The organism is Planobispora longispora (assembly GCF_016863135.1).
GTDB lineage: Bacteria > Actinomycetota > Actinomycetes > Streptosporangiales > Streptosporangiaceae > Planobispora > Planobispora longispora.
In genome coordinates this window covers 1-24,215 of the sequence record NZ_BOOH01000036.1, presented here as the reverse complement: position 1 = coordinate 24,215, position 24,215 = coordinate 1, and the positions used below count along the sequence as shown (strand labels likewise).

At 66.7% G+C, this 24,215-nt stretch carries 17 protein-coding genes; 6 read left to right on the top strand and 11 right to left on the bottom strand.

What is annotated here, in order from left to right; genetic code table 11:
- The first annotated feature begins 308 nt into the window (after window positions 1-308).
- Window positions 309-2,708 carry an SEL1-like repeat protein gene (locus tag Plo01_RS21335; protein WP_203892429.1) on the top strand — a complete coding sequence of 800 codons (2,400 nt, stop codon included), beginning with the start codon at window positions 309-311 and terminating at the stop codon, window positions 2,706-2,708.
- Window positions 2,709-3,033: 325 nt separating this feature from the next.
- Here Plo01_RS21335 and Plo01_RS21330 read toward each other — a convergent pair whose 3' ends face one another.
- The 8 genes from Plo01_RS21330 to Plo01_RS21295 form a co-directional block, all read right to left on the bottom strand.
- Window positions 3,034-4,185 carry a metallophosphoesterase gene (locus Plo01_RS21330; protein WP_239316775.1) on the bottom strand — a complete coding sequence of 384 codons (1,152 nt, stop codon included), beginning with the start codon at window positions 4,183-4,185 and terminating at the stop codon, window positions 3,034-3,036.
- Window positions 4,186-4,298: 113 nt separating this feature from the next.
- Entirely contained in the window at window positions 4,299-5,738 is a 1,440-nt protein-coding gene (locus Plo01_RS21325; RefSeq protein ID WP_203892428.1) for a serine/threonine-protein kinase, read from the bottom strand.
- A 16-nt stretch (window positions 5,739-5,754) separates the two neighbouring features.
- Window positions 5,755-7,563 (bottom strand): N-6 DNA methylase, encoded by a 1,809-nt coding sequence (locus Plo01_RS21320; protein ID WP_203892427.1) that lies wholly within the window; start codon window positions 7,561-7,563, stop codon window positions 5,755-5,757.
- Window positions 7,564-8,268, bottom strand: coding sequence for a M48 family metallopeptidase (locus Plo01_RS21315; RefSeq protein WP_203892426.1), 705 nt, complete (start codon window positions 8,266-8,268; stop codon window positions 7,564-7,566).
- 19 nt (window positions 8,269-8,287) lie between these two features.
- On the bottom strand, window positions 8,288-11,449 hold the full coding sequence (locus tag Plo01_RS21310; RefSeq protein WP_203892425.1) for a type I restriction endonuclease subunit R: 3,162 nt from the start codon (window positions 11,447-11,449) through the stop codon (window positions 8,288-8,290).
- 91 nt (window positions 11,450-11,540) lie between these two features.
- Window positions 11,541-12,779 (bottom strand): restriction endonuclease subunit S, encoded by a 1,239-nt coding sequence (locus Plo01_RS21305; RefSeq protein ID WP_203892424.1) that lies wholly within the window; start codon window positions 12,777-12,779, stop codon window positions 11,541-11,543.
- Window positions 12,772-15,249, bottom strand: a complete 2,478-nt coding sequence (locus Plo01_RS21300; RefSeq protein WP_239316773.1) for a type I restriction-modification system subunit M — start codon at window positions 15,247-15,249, stop codon at window positions 12,772-12,774. Before Plo01_RS21300 ends, Plo01_RS21305 begins: the two co-directional genes overlap by 8 nt.
- 203 nt (window positions 15,250-15,452) lie before the next feature.
- Window positions 15,453-16,874: an AAA family ATPase gene (locus Plo01_RS21295; protein ID WP_203892423.1), complete on the bottom strand. Its 1,422-nt coding sequence runs from the start codon at window positions 16,872-16,874 to the stop codon at window positions 15,453-15,455.
- 164 nt (window positions 16,875-17,038) lie between these two features.
- On the opposite strand from Plo01_RS21295, the gene Plo01_RS21290 reads away from it, so the two are divergent.
- The 3 genes from Plo01_RS21290 to Plo01_RS21280 all read left to right on the top strand — a co-directional run bounded on the left by Plo01_RS21290 (window position 17,039) and on the right by Plo01_RS21280 (window position 18,801).
- Window positions 17,039-17,350 carry a hypothetical protein gene (locus tag Plo01_RS21290; protein ID WP_203892422.1) on the top strand — a complete coding sequence of 104 codons (312 nt, stop codon included), beginning with the start codon at window positions 17,039-17,041 and terminating at the stop codon, window positions 17,348-17,350.
- Entirely contained in the window at window positions 17,271-18,065 is a 795-nt protein-coding gene (locus Plo01_RS21285) for a serine/threonine-protein kinase (RefSeq protein WP_239316770.1), read from the top strand. Before Plo01_RS21290 ends, Plo01_RS21285 begins: the two co-directional genes overlap by 80 nt.
- Window positions 18,066-18,342: 277 nt before the next feature.
- Entirely contained in the window at window positions 18,343-18,801 is a 459-nt protein-coding gene (locus tag Plo01_RS21280; RefSeq protein ID WP_203892420.1) for a PASTA domain-containing protein, read from the top strand.
- Between the two features lie 35 nt (window positions 18,802-18,836).
- Here the strand turns inward: Plo01_RS21280 and Plo01_RS21275 are convergent, their stop codons facing one another.
- A complete protein-coding gene (locus Plo01_RS21275) occupies window positions 18,837-19,691 on the bottom strand; it encodes an ABC transporter substrate-binding protein (protein ID WP_203892419.1) in 855 nt (284 codons plus the stop codon).
- 137 nt (window positions 19,692-19,828) lie between these two features.
- Here Plo01_RS21275 and Plo01_RS21270 point away from each other — a divergent pair, with 137 nt between their 5' ends.
- On the top strand, window positions 19,829-21,403 hold the full coding sequence (locus Plo01_RS21270; RefSeq protein WP_203892418.1) for a methyl-accepting chemotaxis protein: 1,575 nt from the start codon (window positions 19,829-19,831) through the stop codon (window positions 21,401-21,403).
- 130 nt (window positions 21,404-21,533) lie between these two features.
- Here Plo01_RS21270 and Plo01_RS21265 read toward each other — a convergent pair whose 3' ends face one another.
- Together Plo01_RS21265 and Plo01_RS21260 are read right to left on the bottom strand one after the other, a co-directional pair.
- Window positions 21,534-22,175, bottom strand: a complete 642-nt coding sequence (locus Plo01_RS21265) for a response regulator (protein ID WP_203892417.1) — start codon at window positions 22,173-22,175, stop codon at window positions 21,534-21,536.
- Entirely contained in the window at window positions 22,172-23,326 is a 1,155-nt protein-coding gene (locus Plo01_RS21260) for a sensor histidine kinase (RefSeq protein ID WP_203892416.1), read from the bottom strand. The genes Plo01_RS21265 and Plo01_RS21260 overlap by 4 nt, the downstream gene beginning before the upstream one ends.
- 162 nt (window positions 23,327-23,488) lie before the next feature.
- On the opposite strand from Plo01_RS21260, the gene Plo01_RS21255 reads away from it, so the two are divergent.
- On the top strand, window positions 23,489-24,175 hold the full coding sequence (locus tag Plo01_RS21255; protein WP_203892415.1) for a hypothetical protein: 687 nt from the start codon (window positions 23,489-23,491) through the stop codon (window positions 24,173-24,175).
- Window positions 24,176-24,215 lie beyond the last annotated feature (40 nt).

Sequence of the window (24,215 nt, the reverse complement as noted above, 5' to 3'; positions counted from 1 at the left end):
TGGCAAGGCCCGACGAAGGAGGGTCGCGGCAGCCGATCGCCCCAACCACGGCTGGCGAGAATCGAAGTGAGCGATCGTCACGGCCACAACCCGATTACGGGCGGGGTATGTAATCACCTGAGGTCTTGTTGCACTACGGCACTGCTGTTCATCAACAAGAGCGGTAGCTGCACCACATTGATCTATGGCAAGCTGATCCGGAGCGCAGTGCCACCAAAGCCCGAGGCATTGGAAGCGGTGCACAAGCTTCATGTCGGCGTTCAGGTGTATATTGTTCTTTCTACCGATCCTATCCTCAGGTTGGTGCTATGCGTGCACGTGGCTGGGTTCTGGGGTTCTTAGGCTTACTACTGGCAGGTGCCGCCATCGCTGGCGCGCTGCTACAGAAACTTTCTCTCCCTGCATGGCTAACCGCTGCCACTGGCGCGATTGCAGTACTCGTCGTCGCCATACTTACCGACCCAATTAAGGAAGTGATCAAAGGGTCGGTAATTTCCGGCTCGAGCCGTGCAAAGCTTCTCCGACTCCATGCCCTAGGGGTTAATCGCCGCGGACGCCTGCCCAAGGTAGGCAGCTATTTCGAGCCCGTGAAGCTTGGAGTTCACCCTTCCTTGGAAGTCCCATGCGGTTCTGACGATTCCTCTCAACTAGATGACGTACCAGTATATGTGCCACGTGGCTACGACGAGGAACTTGAAGAGGCTCTGCAATGCGGTGGTCTTGTCATCCTCGAAGGGCGATCAGCGGCAGGGAAGACACGAAGCGCCTATGAAGCAGCGAGTCGCCTCTTTCCGGACAGAAAACTTCTAATTCCAGCAAATGCGAAATCCCTTGAAGTCCTAGCTGACGCCCATGTCGAGCTAAAAGGTACAGTCATCTGGCTTGACAATATTGAATATTATTTGCTCCACGGCCTGAATGCGCGAATTCTGGAGGCCCTATGTCCTGCTAAAAAGAGGGCCGTAGTCGCTATCGGTACCCTCAGAATCGAGGAGAGGCGAATCCTTGACTCACAAGACAGGGAGGTCTTGCGATCCGTAGCGGAGACACTCGCTCGCGCTCGAATAATAAGAGTGAGACGCGATTTGGACGACGCGGAGAAGCGTCGGGCTAGCGAGCTCTCAAGCTCTGACCCTCGCATTCGTGAAGCTCTTGCGCGAGCCGACGAGTTCGGTTTCGCGGAGTACCTGTCGGCGGGCCCAAAGATTCTCCGCAAGTGGGAATCGGGAATGGCGGGAGACGAAGAAGTTGGCGCTGCAATAGTCTCTGCCGCAATAGATATTCGAAGAGCTGGTTTTCGCAGACCAGCACCGGCTTCACTGTTGCAGCAAGCGTGCGTCTTCTATTTGCGTCGGGATATATCCCTCGAATCCGATGGTATGACGAGCGCAATTGAGTGGGCAGCCATGCCCGTGCAAGGCGCTAGCGGCTGTTTGGTTCCACATGAAGGCGGTTACGAGCCCTTTGACTATCTGGTCGACCATACGCAACGAGAAGGTGTCGCTGCGATACCAGACGGCGTCTGGAATGTCGTGCTTGAAGGTGCATGGGACGATGAATTGCGGGCCATCGGTGATGCTGCTTTCCTCTTGAAGAGGGACGATATCGCAATCCGTGCTTATCGCTCCATCTTGGCGGAGGATCCTCAGAACGCACGAGTCCTGGAGCGACTGGGCCTAGCTCTTATGAGTCCAGCCCTGATCCGTGAAGGTGAACCTCTAGAGCCGCGCTCGCTCACGGAGTCGGACAAGAAGCGCGGAGCAATGGCAATGCTTACATTTAGGGAGGCCGCAAAAACGGGGGATATCAAAGCTATGAAGAATTGGGGATACCTTGCCAGCCTCTCCAATAATACTGCAACTGAGGCCTTTTCGTGGCTTCTGCGTTGTGCCGAGTTAGGCAACAGTCAGGCTGAAAAATGGCTAGACGAGATGATGAAGGATGACGCTAAGGCGACCCACGTAGTGAATGGCTTTCATCCTTCGAGCGTAGATAATGATAGTGAATCCATGTATTACCTTGCCGTGGCGCAATCCATCCTTGGTAATCTTGAAGAAGCTCGGGACCTCTTAATTCGTGCTTCAGAGTTGCAAAACGCGCGTGCATTGTCTTTCCTCGGGCACCTCGCGATGCAAGACGGAGAAGCGGACAAGGCGATGGAACTGTGGCTTGAGGCAGCTGATCTCGGAAGTCCATCGGCAATGCTTGCTTTAAGCAACAGGTTTTCCACTTTGGGGGATGCCGCGGAATCGGAGAGATGGCTGAACCTATCCCTGGATGCAAATTATCCGCTCGCTTCATTCAAAGCCGGATCTATTCTCCTTTCACAGGGGGACCTAGAGGGCGCCAAAGAGCATCTCGCGAAGGCAGCAGAGGCGGGCCACCATGAGGCTATGAGACTCCTCTCCTTCACGATGCTTGCTCTCCAGCTTCCAGATGGGGGCCCCTGGATGAGGGCGGCGGCTGATCAGGGATATCCTCCGGCGATGCGCGATCTCGGCGTTATGTTAATGGCAGTTGATCGCCTTACGGAAGCGGAGGGATACCTTCTCAAGGCAGCTGATGCAGGGGAGGTTGATGCAATGTATCAGCTAGGTGTCCTACTATCGCACTTCTTTCCGACCAGGCGTGACGATGCTGTTGAGTGGTATCGGCGTGCTGCGACGCTCGGACATGAGGAGGCGCAAACTGCACTACATGATCTATGAAGTGCACAAATCGAGACAGGCATTTACTAAGGTGAATATCTGCGCGTGGGCGGTGCTGGCCGCGACCGGCCGGAGAGCCGCAGCGCGGCCAGCAGCCGCCCGGACGCGCGGCAGGCCGCCGCAGGCGGGCTGCCCTTGACCCTGTAGTGATACTTGTCGCCGATCATGTCTTGGCGTCCCTGACGTCCCTGCTCGTAGTTGCGAGGGGTGAAGCGTTGAGCCGTGTTTGGACATGTAAAAACCCCTCTGCTCGACTGCTGAGCATCGGGGTGCGTCGGAGTGATCAGGAAGCAGGTTCGTCGGGAACCTTGCCTGATCGCATGTTCTAGATGTAGTCCAGGATCGGGGTGTCCTTGTACGGAGACTCCGCCGCGGACAGCTGCTCCCTGGACTGGGCGACGACCGTGTTGACGTACTTGACCGTCGTGTCGTGCTGCTCCTTCATGAGCGAGACGATCTTCGGGTCCTCGGCCACGGTGTTGGTGTTCAGCGTGGTGGAGGACTTGCCGACGACGGTCCACCTGCCGCGCTGCTTGGCGAGCCGGAAGTCCAGGACGCTCAGCCGCTGGCCCCACCGGCCCGGCTCGGTCAGCAGCACCTGCTGCCCGGTGACCTTGTTGGTGACGAACTTCTGCGCCACCTCGTTGTGCGCGTGCCCGAACAGCACGGCGTCCACGCCCGGGACCTGCTCGGCGACCATGGCCGAGGCGTTCTCGATCGGCAGGTCGCCGCCGTAGGACGACATGCCGTTGTCGCCCGCGTGCGCGGTGACCACGACCACGTCGGCGCCGAGGCCGCGGATGACCGGCACCCACTTCTTGGCGCTCTGCACCAGGTCGGTGAAGCGCAGCTTGCCCTCCACGTTGGCCTTGTCCCAGATCGCCACGCCCGGGTTCGTCAGGCCGAGCACGCCGACCCTGACCGGCTTCTCGCCCTTGATCCGCATCGTCTTGATGACGAACGGCCGGTAGGCGGGCAGGCCGGACCCGGCGTGGACGGCGTTGGCGCCGAGCACCGGGGCCTTCATCTGCTTGACCCACGTGGCCAGCAGCGGCAGGCCGTAGTTGAACTCGTGGTTGCCCAGCGTCACCGCGTCGTATCCGATGGCGTTCATCGCGCGGGCCATCGGGTGGAGCTCGCCGGTCTCGTTCACCGGCTCGATCTTGGCGTAGTAGTACGCCAGCGGCGTGCCCTGGATGGTGTCGCCGGAGTCGAACAGCAGGGTGCGGTCCGCGCCGCGCTCGGCCCGGATCTTGTCGACGAGCGTCGAGACCTTGGCCAGGCCGACGTGGTTGCCCCGGCTGTCGGAGAACGCGGCGTTCTTGAAGTAGTCCCAGTTCAGGGTGTTGCCGTGCAGGTCGGAGGTGCCCATGACGGTGACGGTCACGGACTTGTCGGGGGACGCCGAGGCGGTCGCGGGGACGGCCAGGGCCGCCACCGTGACCACGCCGACGAGGGCGAGCTTCCTGGTGTGCATGTGACCGGAGGGTAACTCACGCAGATTGCTGCCCGGTTACGACATCCTTACTGCTGATTGGGGCTTTGATCCCGAGATGGCGCCAGCGGTTGAACAGCCCTTCCACCAGCGGGTCAGAGCGATGTGAGCAGTTTCCGGACTCGCTCCGTTGCGGCATGACCGGCGCCGTAGATCCGATCGAGATCGGAGAGGAGCGCCGTGAGGGTCCGCTCGGCTCGCTCCAGGAGACCCGCGTCCAGCTCCAGTTCACCGATCTGGCGCCGGAGCTCCAGCGCCTGGGGGTCGTCTTCCGCCGCGGCGTCGGCGAGCAGCGCGGTCATGAGGTGCAGAGCCAGTTCGGTGTCGCCGAGGTGCCGATGACAGGCCGCCTCTTGGAGCCGGTGGTGGAACGCCTCCTCCGGGGAGGTCGCCGCTGCCAGAGCCCGGAACTCCTGGGCGGCTCGGTAGTGGTCGCCCGCGGTCATCCAGACCTCCGCGAGCTGTTCCCGCAGTCCCGGCTCCTGCGGCGCGTGCGCGGCGGCATCCTCCAGGAGGGCGACGGCTTCACCGTACCGGGACTCCCGGACCAGCGACTGAGCCTCGCGCCGGGCCCGCCGGACATCGCCCCGGCTGAAGTCGTGCCGCGCCGCCGATTCCCTGGGGGTCGGTGCGGAGGGACCGGCGATGACCGTCCGGCTCAGCGCACGGGAGTAGAGCGTCAACGGGCTCGCGTCGGCGGCCGTCATATCTCCCAGAGGCCCTGTTCCCGAGAGGTACGGCATGAGCTGCTCATACACCTCGCGCGCGTCGGCAGGCCGGTTCCCCGGGTCCTTCTCCATCATCGCCATCAGCAGCTCGTCCAGGCCTCTGGGGAGGTCGGCCCGATGTCGTCCTGCGGGGGTGGCCGGTGTCCGCACATGCTGGCTCATGACGCTGAACTCGCTCGGTCCGTGGAACGGCGGGCGACCGGTGGCCAGTTCGTAGAGCACACAGCCCAGGGAGTAGATGTCGCTGCGCTCCGTGGCCGGATCGCATTCGACCTGCTCGGGCGACATGTAGGCGGCGGTGCCGAGTTGTTGCCCGGTCCGGGTGACCTTGGTCATCTCCGGCTCGTGCATGAAGGCCAGCCCGAAGTCGAGGACGCTGATCGAGCCGTCCCGGCGCAGGATGAGGTTGGACGGCTTCAGGTCCCGATGCAGGATCTTCTGCTCGTGGGCGGCCTCCAGGACCGACGCGATCTGGGCGCCGATCGAGGCCACCCAGCCGACGGAGACCGGGGCATGCTCGGCGACGACGTCGTGCAGTCCGTTTCCGTACACGAACTGCATGATCATGTAGCGGCGGCCGTTCTCGGACCCGAAGTCGTAGAGGGCCGGGACGCCGGGGTGCGACAGCCTGGACAGCGCCCTGGCCTCCCGGGCGAACCGCTTGTCCAGATCCGGGTCCGGGATCAAGACGAACTTGATCGCCACCCGGCGGTCGAGTGTCTCGTCTTCAGCGCCCCAGACCTCTCCCATGCCGCCGCGGCCCAGGGGGATCGGGGCGAGCCGGTAGCGGCCGAGGAAGAGGGACACGGTGCCTCCAGAGAGATCACTCGGGCGTCAGGCTCCCATCGAGAAGCCCGTCGATCCCGGCAGCGACAAGATTATCGCTGATCTCTCGCAGTGCCCTGGCGCTGTCTTCGAAGGCGAGCAGTTGCCGGAATGCCTCGCCGTACCTGCGCTGTTCCTCGATCGCCAGCCTGGGCAGTGGCGCCCGCCGGGAGTCCAGCCGTACGGCGGAGCCGGTCCGGGCACCCGCGGCGCCCCCGGCGCGCAGGCAACCGGCGAGGAAGTGGGGATCGAGCCGCTCGGGATCGGCCCGGAAGAGCAGTAGTTGAGGCCCGAGCACGGCTCCCGCCCGGTCCATCACCCGTGGCACCGCGCCGCTGCCGGCGAGCAGCGGCGCGACCACATCACCCGCCTCGATGCGCACCAACCCCGGGGAGTCACCGATCCGGCCGCTCGGCGCCCGGTTGAGCAGCAGGTCCTTGGCGGTCAGCACGGGCAGATCGCCTTCGTCCGGTAGCTTGACCGGGCCTTGCATGACGGCGACCACCCCGGCACGGGCCAGCTCGCCGATGGTGGTCATCGCCAGATCCCGCCGAGGCCGGGAAGCCAGCTTGGGAGGCGCCAGAGCCTTCATCGACGCCGACAGGCGATCGCTCATCACGGTGAATCCGGACGAGGGCTCCTGCACCGCCACGCGATGACTCGTCGTCAGATCGACCTCGTCGTCAAGCAGGTCGATGATGCGCACCACCCGGCTGTTCCCGGGCAGCTCATCACCTCTGTCGAAGGCCCGCCACGCCCTCTCGGCCAGCGCCGTGTCCTCGCCCGCGTCGACCATCAGCACCTCGGACGGTGGCTCGTCGCCCGGTTCCGGCTTGCGGAGCACCCACAGGTCCGGCGCACCGCTGGAGGCGGGAGTGGCCCCGGAGAACAAACTGATGATCGACCGAAGCACTCCCGCGCGCAGCAGGTTCCCCCGCACCCTGCGGCCGGGGCGCCGACCGGCCGCCGTACCCGGCATCATGATCACTACGAGTCCGCCGGGGCGGACGTGCGCCAGGCAGTGCTGCACCCAGGCCAGCTCGGACTCGCCGCGGGGCGGCAGGCCGAACTCCCAGCGCGGATCGCTGGTCAGCTCGTCGTATCCCCAGGAACGTTCGTTGAAAGGCGGGTTGCACATCACCGCGTCGGCCTGCGTGCCCGCGAAGCCGTCGGCACGCAGCGAGTCGCCCACTTCGATCCGCACCCGGTAGCCGCGGAGGCGGAGCCGGATGTCCGCGAGTCTGGCGGTGGTCTCGTTGAGTTCCTGGCCGAACACCTGGCTGCCTTCGGACTCCAGCAGCAGCGTGCCGATCCCGCACGACGGATCGAGGACCGCGCCGCCCGAGGTCGCGCCGATTGCAACCATCAGCCTGGCCACCTCGGATGGTGTGGCCAGCAGGCGCCGGGAGTGGAGATCGACGTAGCGCTCGCAGATCCCGTCGAAGGCGGCGACCGTTCCCTCCGCCTGTCCGACCTCTTGGATCTGCTCCACCAGGGCCCTGCCGAGGTCGGTCTTCTCACCTAACAGGACCGCGCCGGCGTCCGCCACCACTTCGCCCAGCCGCAGGTCGTCGGTGCTGCTACGCAGCCGCTGCCAGAGTCGTTCCAGCGGCGCGACCTCGACATACCGATCGTGTTTGCGCAGCCACTGCTCCACCTCGGCCAGGGAGAAGGCCGGGCTGGAGGCGGTGCCGCCCACCGGCTGGGGGAAGTCGTCGAACCGCTTGCGCCAGTTGCTCACCGCGGCCCGGCCGACGTCGGCCAGCCGCGCGATGTCCACGGCGTTGACCAGGACGTCGTCGTGCATCTACAGCCCTTCCTCCGGCAACCAAAGATCATTTCCAGCGCGGCGGAGCCGCTCGCGATAGTCCTCGTGACCGGGGAGCGCCCGCTCGACGATCCGCCGGAACTCGGCACCGTGATCGGCCCGATGGAGATGCGCGAGCTCGTGCACCAGCACATAGTCGATCAGGCTCGGAGGAAGTTGCATGGTCGCCCAGTGGATGTTGACCTGACCGTCGCGGGAGCACGACCCCCACCGGTAACCGAGCGGGCGGACCCGCAGCCCGGTGAGCTCGGCCCCCATCCGAGTCACCCAGGGCTGGATTCTCCTGGTGAGCCACGGCTGGCCGACTCGCCGATACCAGCCGACCAGCTCCTTGACGCCGCCGCCCTCCGGAAGCTCGATCCGGCCGCGGATCAGCCGGACATCACCCTCCTGCACCAGGCGGAGCCGGTAGGAACGGCCCAGATAGCGGAAGCCCTCCCCGGAGACGAGCGTCTTGTCCGGGGGCGCCTCACCCAGCTCCCGCTTCTCGGCGATCTTGCCGTACAACCAGGGTCGTTTGGCTTTCACCAGCGTGGTCAGCTCGGAGGCCGAGGTCTGGGGTGGCACGACCGCGGTGACCGAGGCGTCCCGCTCGACGGTGAGGCGGACGCTCTTGCGCCGCTCACTCACCGAGACGGCGACCTCCAGATCGCCGACCCGGACGACCCCGGGAAAATCACTCACGGTCACCAGCATGCCAGCTTCACGCCCTGGGTACGGCCGAGCGGTTCTGGCTGATGGCGTCCCGGGCCTTGTCCGCGACCACTTCCATCTGGTCCGGCTCACCGAGTTCGTGCATGACCAGGATCTCGAAGATCTTGCTGCGGAAGACGTCCACGTCGTAGGGCTTGTCCCAGAAGTCGCGCCGGTGGATCGTCTCGCTCGCGAGCCGCACGATCTCCCGGGTCGCGTCGGCGAACCGTACCTCCTCGACATCCTCGGCGGAGGTGGCCAGCTCCTGGACCAGCAGGCCGAAGACGGCGAACTCGGCCGGGCTGAAGCCGTGCGGATTGTCCCGGCGGTCCTCCACGACGTCGGCCATCATGTCCTTGAACGCCTGGAGCTGGGCGTCCCAGTCGTCCTTGAGCTCGGTCAGGATCTGCTCCAGACGTTCACTGAGCAGCTGGTAGCGGGCGGGGTCCTGACCGGCGTGGACGGTGATGTGGTGCCGGATGGCGTTCTCCATCTCCGAGGCCTTGGCCCGCGAGCCGCCCGTCATCGCCTCGACCCTGGCGGCGAAGTTGGTCGCGGTCAGCGCGATCGGCGGGAGTTGCTGCTCGATGCCGAGCGAGGTCACGTGCTCGTCGATGAGCATCTTGATCTTCTGGCCGTAGGCGCCCGGGTCGAACTCGCCGCCGTCCACCCGGTAGCGCCGGTTCGCGGTCAGTTTGATCACCGAGAACCGCTTGACGTCGTCCAGGTACGGCTTGGCGGCCGGATCGGGCAGGACGGTGTTGACCGTCCGGGCGAACCGGGCGAGCTCCACGGTGAACCGGTCCCGCAGCGCCGGGTCGGCCAGCTCCCGGACACAGCTCTCGACATCCAGGTAGTCCCGGAACATATTCCTCAGTCGCTGCCGCTGCGGGTCCAGCTTGCCGATCTCCGCCGCGAGGGCGCGGAGCGCGCCGGCCACGTCAGCGCCCTCCTCGGCCTCGAACTCCTCGTCGGCGTAGACCCTGAGCGCGTCCACCAGGTTCTGCGCCACCCCGCGGTAGTCGACCACGTACCCGTACGGCTTGCCGTCCGCGGTCCGGTTCACCCGGGCGACCGCCTGGAGCAGGTCGTGCATCTCCAGCCTGCGGTCGAGGTACATCACCTGCTCGATCGGCGCGTCGAAGCCGGTGAGCAGCATCGACTTGACGATGACGAAGGCGATGTCGTTCTCGCCGAACGGCCGGACGAAGCCCTCGATGCGCTGCTTCTGCTTGGCCTCGTCGGTCCACTCGGCGTAGCGGTCCTCGTGCTCGGTGTCCCCCTCGGAGATCACCGGCACGAAGTCCATCCGCTTGATGAGGTCGAGTTGCCGGTGCGCCTTGACGAGCTGCGCCTGCCGAGGCCTGAGCTCGTCCAGGCTCCGGGTGAGCAGGTGCGGCGAGAGCTTCTCGATGTCCCGGACCAGCTCGTCGCGGGCCTCCAGGAACGCCTCCCGGTAGCGCACGGTGGTCTCCCGGTCGTGCGCGACCACCTGGGCCTTGAACCCCTCGGGCAGCACCTTGTCCACGTAGTGGCGGAGCATGTGCTTGGCCTTGACGTCCACGAGCTTCTGGGCGGTCGAGACGGTCCCCTTGGTAGCCCAGCGCCGGTGGAGCTGCTGCCGCTCCTCGTCGGTCAGGTCCTCGAACTCCTCCTCGAAGAGCTCGTCCATGTCCTGGCCGTCCTGGAGCGCGCCCTTGACCTTGAAACCCTCGTAGAGGATCGGCACGATCACGCCGTCCTCCTCGGCCTCCCGCAGGCGGTAGGTGTCGATGAAGGAGCCGAACAGCTCGACGCTGGTCTTGCGCTGCCCCTTCTTCGTCATGATCGGGGTGCCGGTGAAGCCGATCCGGGCGGCGCCGGGCAGCGCCTGCCGGAGGTTCGCGCCGAGGGAGGCGGTGTGCGAGCGGTGCACCTCGTCGATCAGCACCACGATGGACTCGTCGGTGTTGACCTCGCCCATGTCGAACCGGTCCGTGGGCACGCCGCTCTGGTTCTTCTGGATCATCACGAAGACCAGGCCCGGTCCGGTGCGGCCGAGCAGGGTCCTGGCCCGGGCGCTGTTCTTGGCGACGTCCAGCTTCTCGTTGCTGAGCTGCATGGTCTCGCTGAGCTGGCTCTGCAGCTGGGTCCGGTCGGTGACCACCACGACCTTGTAGTGGGCCAGCTCCGCGATCGAGCGCAGCCGCCGGACCAGGAAGGTCATGGTCAGGCTCTTGCCCGAGCCCTGGGTGTGCCAGATGATCCCGCCCCTGCGGCCGGGCTCGCCGTGCAGCAGCCGCTGGACGGTCCGCTCCACCGCGCGGAACTGCTGGTAGCGCGGGGCGACCTTGACCGTGACACCCTCGTCGGTGGTCATGAAGGTGACGAAGTTGTGGACGATGTTGAGCAGGTTGGCCGGCTCCAGCACACCGGCGGCCAGGATCTCCTGCTTGCTCAGCTGCTTCTCACCCTTGCCCAGCTTCTCCGCGAGCTGCGCCGTGGTGAGCGGATAGGGATCGCGCCAGGGCACGTAGTGTTCGAGTTTGGCGGTGAAGGTCCCCAGCTTGGCGTCCTCCCCGCTGGTGGCCACGGTGAGCTGGACCGGGTGGAAGAGCTTCGGGTTCCCGGTGCCGCCGGCGCAGTACCGCCGGAGCTGGGCGACCGCCGCGCCCAGGTTGCTCTCGGTGGGCTTCTTGCACTCGACGACGACCAGCGGGATGCCGTTCACGAAGAGCACGACATCCAGGACGATCTGCTTGTGTCCGCCCGTCCCCGGGATGTCCACGCGGAACTGGTTGACCACGACGAAGTCGTTGTCGCCCGGGTTCCGCCAGTCGATGAAGTGGACCGTTCGTGATTTGCCGGTCGCGGGGTCCTCAATGGGGATGCCGTTGACCAGCAGTTCGGTGACCTGCCTGTTGGCCTCCAGCAGGTTCGCCGCCGGCACCCGGGTCAGGGCGTTGAACGCCTGGCTGATCCCCCGGTCGTCCAGCCAGTCCCCGTTGATCCGCTCGATCGCGTCCCTGACGCGGTCTTCGAGGACCACCTCGTCGAAGGAGCGTCGCCCCGACATCCTCGGGAGCATCGGGATCACGGCGCCATGCTCGGCCCCGGCGAGGTGCTGCCAGCCCATGCCCTTCAGCTGCTCGATCAGCGGCCGTTCGACCAGCGTGTACTCGTAGTCGGTCACCGTCCGACTCCCCTCGGTAAACCCCCGAACAACGTTATCTCTGAACAAATCACCCTGGTCCCGGGGCGGCGCGTGGCCGCCCCGGCAAGGATTAAAGGTCTTCCAGTACGGCTTCCGCTTCTGAAACCCGGACCCGCCCGGTCAGCAGGTCTTCCATGAGTCCCCGCTTAAGGGTCAGCAGTTTGTCGCGCTCCTCCTTCAGGCCGTGCATCAGATCACGTCCCGCTTCGGTGCATGCGACAACTTGGCGTTGCCGAGGAAGCGAGGGAAGGTGGATCCTCAGCATCCTGACGAAGCCTTGGGATATGTTGTTCTGGCCGCTGCTCCCGCTCGTGATCGCGTCGATTTGCCGGCGAACGCCCGCGGAGGCGAGGGCCAGCTCTAAGTACGCGTTGTCTACAATATTTCTATTGGTGACAAGACGCATGAGCTTGTCCGAGAGCATAAGCTTGGGTGGTGTTTCCCTAATCAGGGTAGTCACGCCCACAAGACTTTTTACACCGTTTGCCCGGCAGAGAATAAGATCACCGGCACGAGCTTCAAGCTCAGGTCGCGGATGCATTCCAGGAAGAAGCGTCTTTGATTCCGATGCGATATAGCTTCCCGAAGTTACTGCGCTCACCTTGAGGACTCCCCATTTGTTGGGCGGGGGAGTGATTTCCTCGCACAGCGGACTCCAGCCCGCTTCGATGTCCACGAGTGAATCACCCAGGCGAACCAGACCTACTGTGCTCGCATCTTCGGTGAGCAGCTGATCCGCGACTCCATCAAGTGTCTTGAGCTGCTTTTTCATCGCGAGATTGAGGTTTGAGATCCTGGAGTCCAAAGTGTCGATGACCTCCGCGATCCGCCGCTGCTCTGGTAGGGGCGGGACGCCAACCATAAGCTTGGAGATCAGGTCTGTAGGTAGACGTCCAGTCCCATGTCCGGCCTCGTCAACCATACTTAGAACTTCGTTGGCTCGCACTTTTAGTGCCAGTGCGAGAAAAGTTCCGTAAATGTCATGACGAGGAATAATCGCCTTGCAATCCTGTCCAAAGGCGATTTCTCGTTGCGCTACACCGACTCGGAACTCTTTCTTCAGGCTCATGCCCCGAACCACGAAGAGCACCGAGCCCTTCTCCACGAGCCGGGTCCCAGCTGATGACCCGCTCTTGGTGAGTCTCCGGTCGGAATCCTGAATGTAGAAGTCCTTCATGCTTGCGGCACTGATCCATGGGATGTCTCCACCCCAAAAGCGTGGCTCGTCTGTGGACGGTGTTCCTCCTGATAGCCAGGTTCCCGTATCCCGTAGCCGAACCGGCCTCCACCCATCAGGAAGGTCACACATAGCCGAGCTCCTTGAGGTGGATGTCCAGCTTGGCGGTGACAGCTTCCCGCTGGGCTTCGAGGTCGCGGAGGGTTACCGCGTACTTGTCGGCCCAGGTGCGGAAGGCGCTCTCGAAGAGTCGGCGGTTGGCAGCCGTACGGGACTCCAGACGAGAGGTGAGCTGTGCCCGGAGGACGTCGAGGACCAGATCGCGGCGGGAGTCGGCGTCGAGAGCGGCGACGGCCATGCGGAGGCGGGGCAGGAAGTGGTCCTCCAACGCTCCGACCTTCTTGCGGGCGGCGGCCGTACGGGACTTCAGCGCCTTGAGCTCATCCTCGGAGAGCTGGTCCTCGGCGGGCTCGTCGGCCTCCTCGTCCTCCTCGGAGGGCTTGGCCGTGGCCGCCTTGTACTGGGCGTTCAGCTCGGCGTACGCCGCCTCGGCCTCCTCCAGCTCGGCGAGGTAGTCGGGGATCAGCGCCGGGACGACGCGGTGGTCGCGGGCCTTGCGCTTCTCGGCCGCCACCTTCTGCTTGTCCCAGTATTCGAGCTCCTCCTCGTCCAGCTCGAACGCCGACTCGATGGTGGTCAGCCAGCCTTCCACCACGCCCTCGAAGCCGTTGAGGCCGAGGGTCTTGATGTCGTACTGCGCCTCGCCCCACCAGGCGGCGACCACGCCGGCCAGGTCGAAGCGGTCCAGCAGGCCGAGCGGCTTGAGGTCGGTGACGAAGGAGTCGAGGAGGTCGGCCCGGACCTCCATGACCTTGTGCGTGTCGGGCAGCTCGACCAGCCGCTTGCTGTGCCGTCCCCACCAGTCGGAGAACGCCTCGCGCAGCCGGGCCTCGGCGGGGGCGGCGAGCGAGGGAAGGCGCTCGGCCGTCGCCTTCCAGCCCTCGGGGAGGAAGTCGTAGTAGTCGGCGTCGCGCTCGGCGCTGTGCTCATCGCTTCGCCCGCTCCGCTCGGTGAAGAGCGTCGCCGGGTCGACGCCGAACGCCTGGAAGAGCCCGGCCTTGGCCTCGACCTCGGACTTCGGCACGCCGCCGTGGAGATGGGCGCGGACGTCCTGGGGCTCCGGCGGGGGAGCGTTGTCGACGTAGCGGCGGATGTTGAGGTTGAAGTCGTTCTCGCGCAGCTCCTCGACATCGACGACGCGGGCGAAACCGGGGATGTCCCGGTACTCCTCGTAGGCGGCGACGATCTTCTCGGCGTGCTGCGGATCGAGGTGGTTCTGCGCGCGGCCGGCGGTGAACTCGCGGTCGGCGTTGATGAACAGCACCTTGCCCCGCCGCTCGGCCGGGCGGGGGGCGGTCCCGCGGAGGATGAGGATGCAGGCCGGGATGCCGGTGCCGTAGAACAGGTTGGGAGCCAGGCCGATCACCGCCTCCAGGCGGTCGTCCTCGATGACGCCCTTGCGGATCTCCTGCTCCTTGCCGCCGCGGAAGAGCACGCCGTGCGGCATGACGGTGGCGCCGAGGCCGTCGGGGGTGAGCACCGCCAGGACGTGCTGGGCGAACATGAGGTCCGCCTTCTTCCCGGTCTCCGGGGCGTAGCCGTACTTGAAGCGCTCCTTGTGCTTCAGGTCGGAGAAGGAGTAGTTCAGCGAGAACGGGGGGTTGGTGAGCACCCGGTCGAAGCGGGCGAGCTCGCCGTCCCGGATGTGCTTGGGCTCGGCCAGGGTGTCGTCGTTCTGCAGGTCGGCGTTGAGCACCCCGTGGAGGATCATGTTCATCTTCGACACGGCCCAGGTGCCGCCGTTGTACTCCTGCCCGGCGAGGGTCAGGTCGCGGGAGTCCAGGCCGTGTTCGTCGATGAACTCCTTGGCGTGGATGAGCATGCCGCCCGAGCCGGCGCACGGGTCGTAGACGGCCATGCCGGGTCGGGGTCTGAGCAGGCGGACCATCATCCGGACCACGCCACGCGGCGTGTAGAACTCTCCGCCCTTCTTGCCGGCCGAGTCGGCGAACTGGCCGATCAGGTATTCGTAGGCGGCGCCGAGCAGGTCGGGGAACTCGAAGTCCTGGTTGCGCAGCCGTACTCGGGAGAAGTGGTCGATGAGCTGCTGCAGGCGCTTGTCCGGAATGGTGGACTGGCCGACCTTGCGGGTGAAGTCGATGTGCTCGAGGACGCCTTCGAGCGCGGTGGAGTTGGCGTTCTCCAGCGCCGCCAGCGCCTTGTTGAGCATGTCGCCGACGTTCTTCTGGCGCGACCGGCCCTTGATGTGCTGCCAGCTCGCCTCCTGCGGGACGTAGAAGCTCTCACCCCGGTAGAAGCTGGGCGCGGCGGCCATCCGCTCGGCATCCTGCTGCGACCTGCCCTGGGAGACCCACTTCTTGATGAGCTCGTCGCGGACCACGTCGAACTGGTCGGAGGCCCGCTTCAGGAAGAGCATCCCGAAGATGTACTCCTTGAACTCCGAGGCGTCCATCTTGCCGCGGAGGATGTCCGCGGCCCCGAACAGGTGCCGCTCAAGCTGCGGCAGCGTCAGCTTCGCCACGTGGTGGCCCTTCTCCTTCGATCAATGGGACATCCCGCCCAGTCTCGCAGGCGTCTCATCGACGAGCATGTGCTTCTTCAGTCTCGGTGGCATGCACCGTTGACAGCGACGCTAGCACTCATTCATGGTTATGTACACACCGGGGATTATCCCTGTGTCTATCGTTCACAGAAGTCGGTGCGATGTCGTTCGGGGAGGAGTGATCAGGCGTAGAGATCGTCGACGGTGACCAGGCGGACGTCACTCTCCATGCCGGTGCTGAATCCGGCTCCTGAATAGCAGGTCAGAACAGTGTCTCGGGTATCGAACCCCTTGACGGCCAGGAGGTCGCGAGCGCGCCGCAGCCGCGCCACGTGTTCGGCTCCCATGACCCGGTCCCACTCGACCTCGCCCAGGGAGAGGATCCGGCGTGGACGCCCGTGGTCGGCGGGCGCGAGCACGGCGACGTCGATCTGGATCTGCGTCCGGTTGGACGGATCGGGAACCACTCCGCTTCCCACCTCGCCCGCCGCGGGGTCGGCGTGCAGGGCGTACTCCCGGCAGAGCACCTCCATGTGGGGGCCGACGACCTGTGACAGGAAGCGCCCCCGGCTGCCCCGCCAGACCGTTGCCGCGTCCCCGCGCTCCAGCCTGGCCCACTCGCGGACCATGATCGCCTGATAGAAGGTGATGAGCGGCTCGACCACCCGGTAGTAGCTGCGGTTCGGCCGGAAGAGATCGCGCTCCTTGACCAGGAGATGGCTGTCCTCCAGTACGCGCAGCGGATGGGCGATCTCATTGGACTTGCGGCCCACGTAACCGGCGATCCCGCCCGATGTCGTGTTGCCGTCGGCGACAGCGGCCAGAACGGAGTGGTAGAGCGAGGGATCGCGGATCTCCGTCTCCTCCGCAAGCAGGTAGCGTGCCTCTCTGAACAGCGGCGCCCCGGCGTTCAGGACCGTGCGGACCACCCAGTCGTCGAAGTCGCCGGGCCCGGACGGAGCGTCGCCGCGGACGAATTCCCTGCGGTAGGCCGGAGTCCCGCCCACCACCGCGTGGACCTGCGCCGCCAGCCGCGGGTCGTCGATGTCCCAGAAACGAGCGGCCTGGCGGTAGCCGAAGGGCCTGATGGCCATCTCCAGTCCTGCGCGCCCGCGCAGCGGGGCCGTGCCCGACAGCAGACCGCCCATCACCGACATCGCCGATCCGCAGAGGAGAACGCGGGCGCTGCTGGAAGCTCCGGAACCTCCGGGGCCCAGCTCTCGCTGGATGATCGAGGGCAACTCGGGAGACGCCTTGACCAGATAGGGGAACTCGTCGAACACGACGGGGATGGCACGATCGCGGACGACGCCGAAAAGGTAGGGGATGGCATCGATCCAGTCGCGGAAGGCCGGGACGGGCGCCCCGGTGAACCTGATCAGCTCATCTGCGAACAGGCGCAGCGCCACCGCCTCGGTCACCTCCAGTGCGGGAAAGTAGATGCCGCCCATGCTGCCGGCCAGGGCCTGCAGCAGGTAGCTCTTCCCCTGGCGGCGACGGCCGCTCACCACACCGAGGCGGGCGCCTGCGCCCGTATCCGAGGCGAACCCGACCAGGCTCGCCCATTCTTGTTCGCGATCGAAGACATGGTCGGGTTTGCTCATGAGTCTAAATATAGATGACCGCACTGTAGTTGACTCAATTATAGTTGACTAAGTTGTGGTTGCGATTGGCTCCAGCGCGACGGGGTTGCCGCTGTGGATCACCGGCCGGGGTCCGCTGGGCTGAAGCCGCGATCCATCACTGATCGCTGCCTATCATTCGGATCATGACTTTCTACTCGGACCGGGTCGCCCGCCGGACCGGGCAGGTTCAGCGTCTGAGCCTGCGCTGGGTGCTGGTGCCGTTCTTCTGCTGCGGCGGGTTGCCGATCCCGTTCGTGGTCGCCTACATGGCCTACCGGCTGCGCAGCCACACCTTGTGGATCATCGCGGGGGCCTGCTTCGCGGTCGAAGTGGGTGTGCTGGCGGCTTCCTCGCGTCGGTTACGTCCCCGGCCGTATGGCTTCGTCCGCGGGTCATGTGACCTCGTCCGTGTTGCGCTGGGCGGGCCCGTACGCTCTTCTGGCCAAGCTCGGTGAAGGAGGACAGGGAGCGGTCTATCTCGCCCGGTCGCCTGACGGTCGGCAGGTTGCGCTCAAACTCTTGCACGCCCGCGTGGCCTTCGGTGAGCAGGCGGGCTTCCTGGCCGAGGCCGATTCCGACCCGCGGGTGCCGGGGTTCGCCACCGCTCGGGTACTCGATGTCGGCATCGACGACGGCACGCCGTACATCGTCAGCGAGTACGTTCCCGGGCCCTCACTTGAGCAGCTCATCCATCGTGAGGGGCCACGCCCTGCGGACAGTCTGATCCGGCTCTCCATCGTGACGGCGGCCGCGCTCAAGGGGATTCACGGAGCCGGTGTGGTGCACAGGGACTTCAAGCCGGCCAACGTCCTCATGGCGCAGGACGGTCCCCGCGTGATCGACTTCGGTATCGCCCGGGCCGTCGACCGTCTCACCATTTCGGCCGGGGCGGCGGGCACTCCCGCGTTCATGTCGCCAGAGCAGGCCGAGGGGCGCCGGGTGGGCCCCGCTTCGGACGTCTTCAGCTGGGGCGTCACCATGTACTTCGCCGCCACCGGCCGCCTGGCCTTCGATGGCCGGTCTGCCTGGGCTGTCGCCGACCAGATCGTCAACCACGATCCCGACGTACGGATGCTTCCAACGCCGCTCCGAGATGTTGTCGCCGCCTCCCTGCATAAGAGTGCTGATAGTCGTCCGTCCACGGCTCAACTGATGAACCTTTCACAGTAAAAGTACTTGCATACCCTGTTCACAGCCTTTACTCTCTCTTTAGAGATGCAGTAGAGGCGAGTAGGGGTTGCGATGCGATCCCTCCGTAACGGACGGTCGATTCACTCACTGGACATCGAGAACCTGGTCGGGTCGCCTTCGCCGATTGGCTGACCGCCCGCGACGTGCACGTCGCCGTCGTGTCCCGTCCCCGCCTGCTCAGCCGGCGCCTTTATGCCGTGGCCGGCGACATCACCTACCTGGATGCGGCCCTGGCCGCCTGACCCAAGGACTCTCAATGACCTACCAGCCCTCCATGCCGCCCGCGCGGCGCGGTTTCTCCGGTGCCGCCGTCGCGCTGATCGCCATCCTCGCCCTGGGGGCGGGCTGCCTCGGCGGTGTGGCCGTGAGCGGTACGAGCAGCACATCGGACACGATGGCGGCACCGGACCGGACGGCCGGCACCAAGGCCGCGCGGGCGGTGCCGGAGGACACCGGACTTCCCGAGGCTGCTCAGGACGAGCCCGAATACGTCAAACTGCCTGACTTCAAGGGCCAGAACGCGGCAGTCGCGAAGCAGTGGCTGGTTGACCAGGGCTGGGACGAGTTCAAGAACATCAAGCTGGGCTCGCAGGATCCCTACGACACGATCGTGATCCTCCCGGAGAACTGGACGGTGACCAAGCAGTCGCATCGTCCGGGCAGCAAGGTCAAGATCGGCAGCACCATCGTGCTCACCTGTACGAAGGAATCCTGACAGCGAGGCATCCCGCGATGGGGGCTGCGCCGGGATCAGGCGCCGCCGTTGATGGCGCCGGTCTTGAGCGAGCCCTCCGCGATCTCCCACTTCTTCAGCAGCGCGTCGTAGGTGCCGTCCTCGAACAGCTCGTACAGGGCCTGCTGGACGGCCTTCTTCAGGGTGCCCTTGCCCTTGCCGATCGCGATGCCGTACGGCGCCGCCTCGATCTGCGGCCCGGAGATGCGCAGCGAGGAGTTCTCCTGCACGGCCACCGCCCCCGGCGGGAAGTCGTCGAGGTAGGCGTCGGCCTTCCCGGCGAGCACCGCGCCCTTGGAGTCGGACAGCGCCTCGACGGGGACGATCGTCAGCCGGTTGCCCGCCGGGCAGCGGTCGTTCTGCGCCTCGGCGAGGCCGACGTAGATGGTCCCGATCGGGACGGCGACCCGCTGGCCGCACAGCGCCGTGATGCCCTCGCCGTCCATCTTGCCGCGCGCGACCACGACGGAGCCGACGTTGAGGTAGTCGACGAAGTCGACCCGCTGCTGCCGCTCGGCGGTGTCGGTGATGGACGACATGGAGGCGTCGACCTCGCCGGACTCCGCCTTGGCGAGCAGCTCGCCCCACGGGGTCTGCCGCATGTCCAGCTTCAGGCCGAGCTTGGCGGCGATGGCGTTGGCGAGGTCGACGTCGAAGCCGGTCTGCTCGCCGTCCTTGACGAACTCCATGGGCGCGTACGTCATGTCGGAGCCGATCACGATGACTCCCGCCCGCCGGATGTCGTCGGGCACGTGGGAGCGGGCGGTGGAGGGCGCCGCCGTGCCGGAGCCCTCCGGGGAGCCCGGGTCGGCCGAGCAGCCGGTGATGAGGATGCCGGTGGCGAGAGCCGCCAGCCACGGGGTGATGCGCATGGGACGTCCTTGAATGATCGGAGAGCCTGCCGGTTCTTCTCTGCGAATCTGCAAATCGGCAGTGACTCACGTCACCTGAGCCCTCAGCTTCGCCTCTTGCCTGTCGATTCACCGGACAAGCAATGGAAGAGGCGGCAATGAGACTCACGATCCGACACCAGATCCTGGCCCTGGCGGCGACAGGCTTCGTCATGGTCACGACAGCGGGACTTATCGGTTATCAGGGCATTTCCCAGCTTGAGGAGGCGCAGCGCGAGGCGAGCACCGCGGCGGCGGCTCTGGAGGCCGTCGGGGCGGCGGACACCGCCCGGGTGGCGTTCCGCGGCGACGTCCTGAATGCGATCACCACGCGGGACAGCGCCGAGCGGCAGGAGGTGCTGGACCTGCTCGGCGGCCACGTGTCGGATCTGCGCCACAGTTTCGCGCAGATCGTCCGGCTCCAGCCGGAGCTGGCCGGTGAGGTGAAGGAGCTCGAGGGCGCGACCGACGAGCTGATCGCCGCCGGGCAGCGGGTGGTGACCCTGGCCAGCCGGGTGGTCAGCGACCCGCAGCAGATCGGCGCGGCCAAGGCGCGGCCCGACTTCGAGAGCCGCTACCAGCGGTTCGACGAGGCGCTGCCCAAGCTGGAGAAGGCGATCGCCGACGAGGCCGAGGAGACCTCCGCGGCGGCCGTGGCCCTGGCGGACGACGCCAAGACCCTCACGCTGGTCACCGCCGGACTGGCCGCGGTGCTGCTGGGCGGCGCCGCGGTCCTGCTCGCCCGGCGGGTGTCGCGCCGCATCGGCTCCTGCGTGCTGGCCATGAAGAGCCTGGCGGACAAGAACCTGACCGTGCGGGCGGACATCGGGGGAACCGACGAGCTCGCCGAGCTCGGCACGAGCCTCGACCAGGTCGTCGTCACGGTCCGCGGGGCCATCGGGGAGATCGCCGACAACGCCGCGGCTCTCATCTCCGCCTCCGAGCGGCTCTCGGACACCAGCCGCAACCTCGCGACGGGCGCCCAGACGGCGGCCGACCAGGCCCACAACGCCTCGTCCAACGTGGACCAGGTCTCCGAGAGCGTCAGCTCGACCAACCAGGCGGCGCAGAGCCTCCAGGCCTCCATCCGGGACATCAACGGCGCCGTCACCGAGGCCGTGCAGGTCGCCGCCGAGGCGGTCGGCCTGGCCACGACCACCAACCGTACGATCGAGCGGCTGCGGACCTCCAGCGGCGAGGTCGGAGCCGTGGTCAACATGATCACCTCGATCGCGCAGCAGACGAACCTGCTGGCGCTCAACGCGACGATCGAGGCCGCCCGCGCCGGTGAGCAGGGCAAGGGCTTCGCCGTCGTCGCCGGGGAGGTCAAGGACCTCTCGCAGGAGACCGCCTCCGCCACCGAGGACATCGAGAGCAAGGTCGCGGCGATGCAGGGCGACACCGAGAACGCGATCGAGGCCATCGGCCGCATCGGCTCGGTGATCAACCGCATCGACGAGATCCAGCGCTCCATCGTCGCCGCGATCGAGGTGCAGAGCCAGGCCACCCAGTCCATCGGGGCCGGCATCGACGTGGTCTCCCGCTCCTCGAGCGACATCACCAGCTCGATCCTGAACGTCGCCGAGGCGACCCGCACCACCCACGACGGCGCGACCAGGACCGAGACGGCGGCCACGGAGCTGGCCGAGCTTGCCCACAACCTCAACGCGCTCGCCGAGCGGTTCCAGCGCTGACGGCCGGACGGTTCCAGCGCTGACGGCCGGACGGGGCGTCACGGATCGGCGGCCGGACGGCTGCGAGCCGGCCGCCGGCCGCCGGGCGCCGGATGTCACGGACCTGGGCCGGCCGCCGCGCCACCGGCCCCTACAGGTCGCGGGGGCGGACCAGGCCGTGCTCGTAGGCGTGGCGGACGGCCTCGGCGCGGTCGCGCAGGCAGAGCTTGGCGAGCAGGCGGTTGATGTGCGTGGCGACGGTGGACAGGCTGATGTGCAGGGCGGCCGCGATCTCGGCGTTGGCCAGGCCGCGGCCGATCAGTGTGAGGACCTCGCGCTCGCGGGGGGTGAGGTCGCCCTGCTCCGCCGGCGCCCCCACGTAGCCCGCCATCACCCGGGCGGTGATCGCCGGGTCGAGGGCCGCCAGGCCGCTCGCCGCCGTCCGGATCACCGTGAACAGCTGCTCGGGCGGCGACACCTTGAGCAGGAAGCCGCTCACCCCCGCGCGCAGGGAGCCTTCGAGGTTCTCGTCGGTGTCGTAGGTCGTCAGCATGACGATCCTGGGCGGTTCGGGATCGGCCAGGAGCTCCCGGGCGGCGGCGATGCCGTTCATGCCGGGCATCGAGATGTCGAGGAGCGCCACGTCGGGCCGGAGGCGGCGAACGGCCTCCACCGCCTCCCGGCCGTCGGCGGCCTCGCCGACCACCCGCAGGTCCGGTTGGGTGCCGATGACGAGGCGGAGCCCGCGGCGGACGGTCGCCTGGTCGTCGGCGAGGAGAACGGAGACGGTCACGTGACCACCGTGATCCTTCCGGAGAGGGGGAGCGAGACGCTCACACCGTACCCGCCGCCCGGCCGCGGACCGGCTGCGAGCCGGCCGTGGAACAGCGCGACGCGCTCGCGCATGCCGACCAGGCCGTGGCCCGTCCCCTCCGCGCCCGGCGCCCGCCCGTCGCGGGGGCCCTCGTCGAGGATGTCCAGGCAGAGCATCCGGGACCGGTAGGAGACCTTCACCTCGGACGCGGTGGGCCCCGCGTGCCGGAGCGTGTTGGTGAGCGCCTCCTGGACGATCCGGTAGGCCGACAGGTTCAGGCCCGCCGGCAGCGGGACGGGGGTGCCCTCGATGGTCAGGCGCACGTCGAGACCGGCCGCGCGCATCTGCTCCACCAGCTCGTCCAGGCGGGTCAGGTTCGGCTGCGGGGCGAGCCCGTCGTTCTCGGGGCCGGTCCGCAGCAGCCCGACCATGAGGCGCAGTTCCTCCACCGCCTCGCGCCCCGTCTCCTCCACCACGTTCAGCGCCTCGCGCTCGACGGCCTGGTCGGGATGGAGCATCAGCCGCGCCGCGCCCGCCTGCATGACCATCACACTGACGCTGTGCGCGACGACGTCGTGCAGCTCACGGGCGATCCGGAAACGCTCCTCGGTCACCGCCTCCCGGGCGAGCAGCTCGCCGCGCTCCTGCGCCTGGAGGGCGACATGCCGGTGATGCCGTACGGCCACGCCCGCGCCGCCCGCGATGGAGGACATCACCAGCAGCACCGCGACGTCGCCGGCCGTGACCATCGAGCTGGCCATGAAGAGGAGGACCAGGCAGAGCACGGCCGTGGCCGCCAGCCCCGCGACGGCCCGCCGGTCCTTCAGCGGGACCACGCCGAGCAGCGTGAACAGCAGGAGGAGATGGACGTAGAACTGCCAGGCGGCCGATATCTCGCCGTAGTACGCGGTCAGCGGCGTGTTGATCGACGCGTAGACGGCCAGCGCGGTGAACGGCGCCCGCTGCCGCACCAGCACCAGGATCGCGGCGGCCGCGACCACCCCGAGCCACCACAGGGGACGGCGGGAGAGATCCATCGAGCGCCCGCCGAGTTCTTCGGCGACGCCGAACAGCAGGACGGCCAGGGAGATCAGCCAGTCGACGGGGGTAGGGGGCGGGCGGTGACTCATGAGGCGAGCGTAAAGGGAAGATCGTGGCGGGGAATCCGTCTTGCGGGGGATAAGTCCGGTTGGCTGGGCCGTCTCAGGGTGTGGACATCACCCGCGGGGCGGACGGGGCGTCGAAGCGGGCGTTGACGACGCGGACCGGGCTCCGTCTCTAACGTTCCCGCCATGTTCGGATTCAGCAACCCCGACGCCTTCCGCCGCCGGGCCGCGGGTGTCAGCCTTCTCCTCGCCCCTCTCTGCCTCCTGCTCGGCATGGTCGTCGACCCGCTGATCGCGGGAGCCGACGAGGTCCTCGGCTATGCCCGCAACCCCGTGGCCACCGGGATCAGCGCGACCCTGCTGCACTACGCCTGGGTGCTCTGGGTTCCCGGCGTGATCGGTCTGGTCCACATGGTGCGGGGGAAGGGGGCGGTCCTGGCCAACGTGGCCGGAGCGGTGACCGTGCTGGGCCTGATCAACTTCTCCGCCCTGATGATCTCGGACTTCTTCGACATCGTCGCCTACCAGCAGCTCACGGTGGAACAGGCCACCGCGATCATGCGGGACGCCGCCCAGCCTGCGATGATCTTCGCCTGGCAGATCCCCGGCATGGCGGGTTCCTTCCTCGGACTGGTCGCGGTGGCCGCGGCCTATGCCCGCGCCGGGCACGCGGGCTGGTGGTTCCCGGCCGGGGTGCTGTCCGGCATGGTGATCTGGATCGGCGGGACGAGAGCCGGGAACCAGCTGGTCAGCTACGCCGGACCGGCGATTCTGCTGCTGGTCTTCGGCGTCGTGGGCATCGCGATGATCCGGATGACCGACGAGCGGTGGAGGCCGGCCGCCCGGCCGCCGGTCCCGGCGGGAACGGTGTGAACGTCCCGGCCGGAACCATGCCCCGGTGACGGGTGACGGG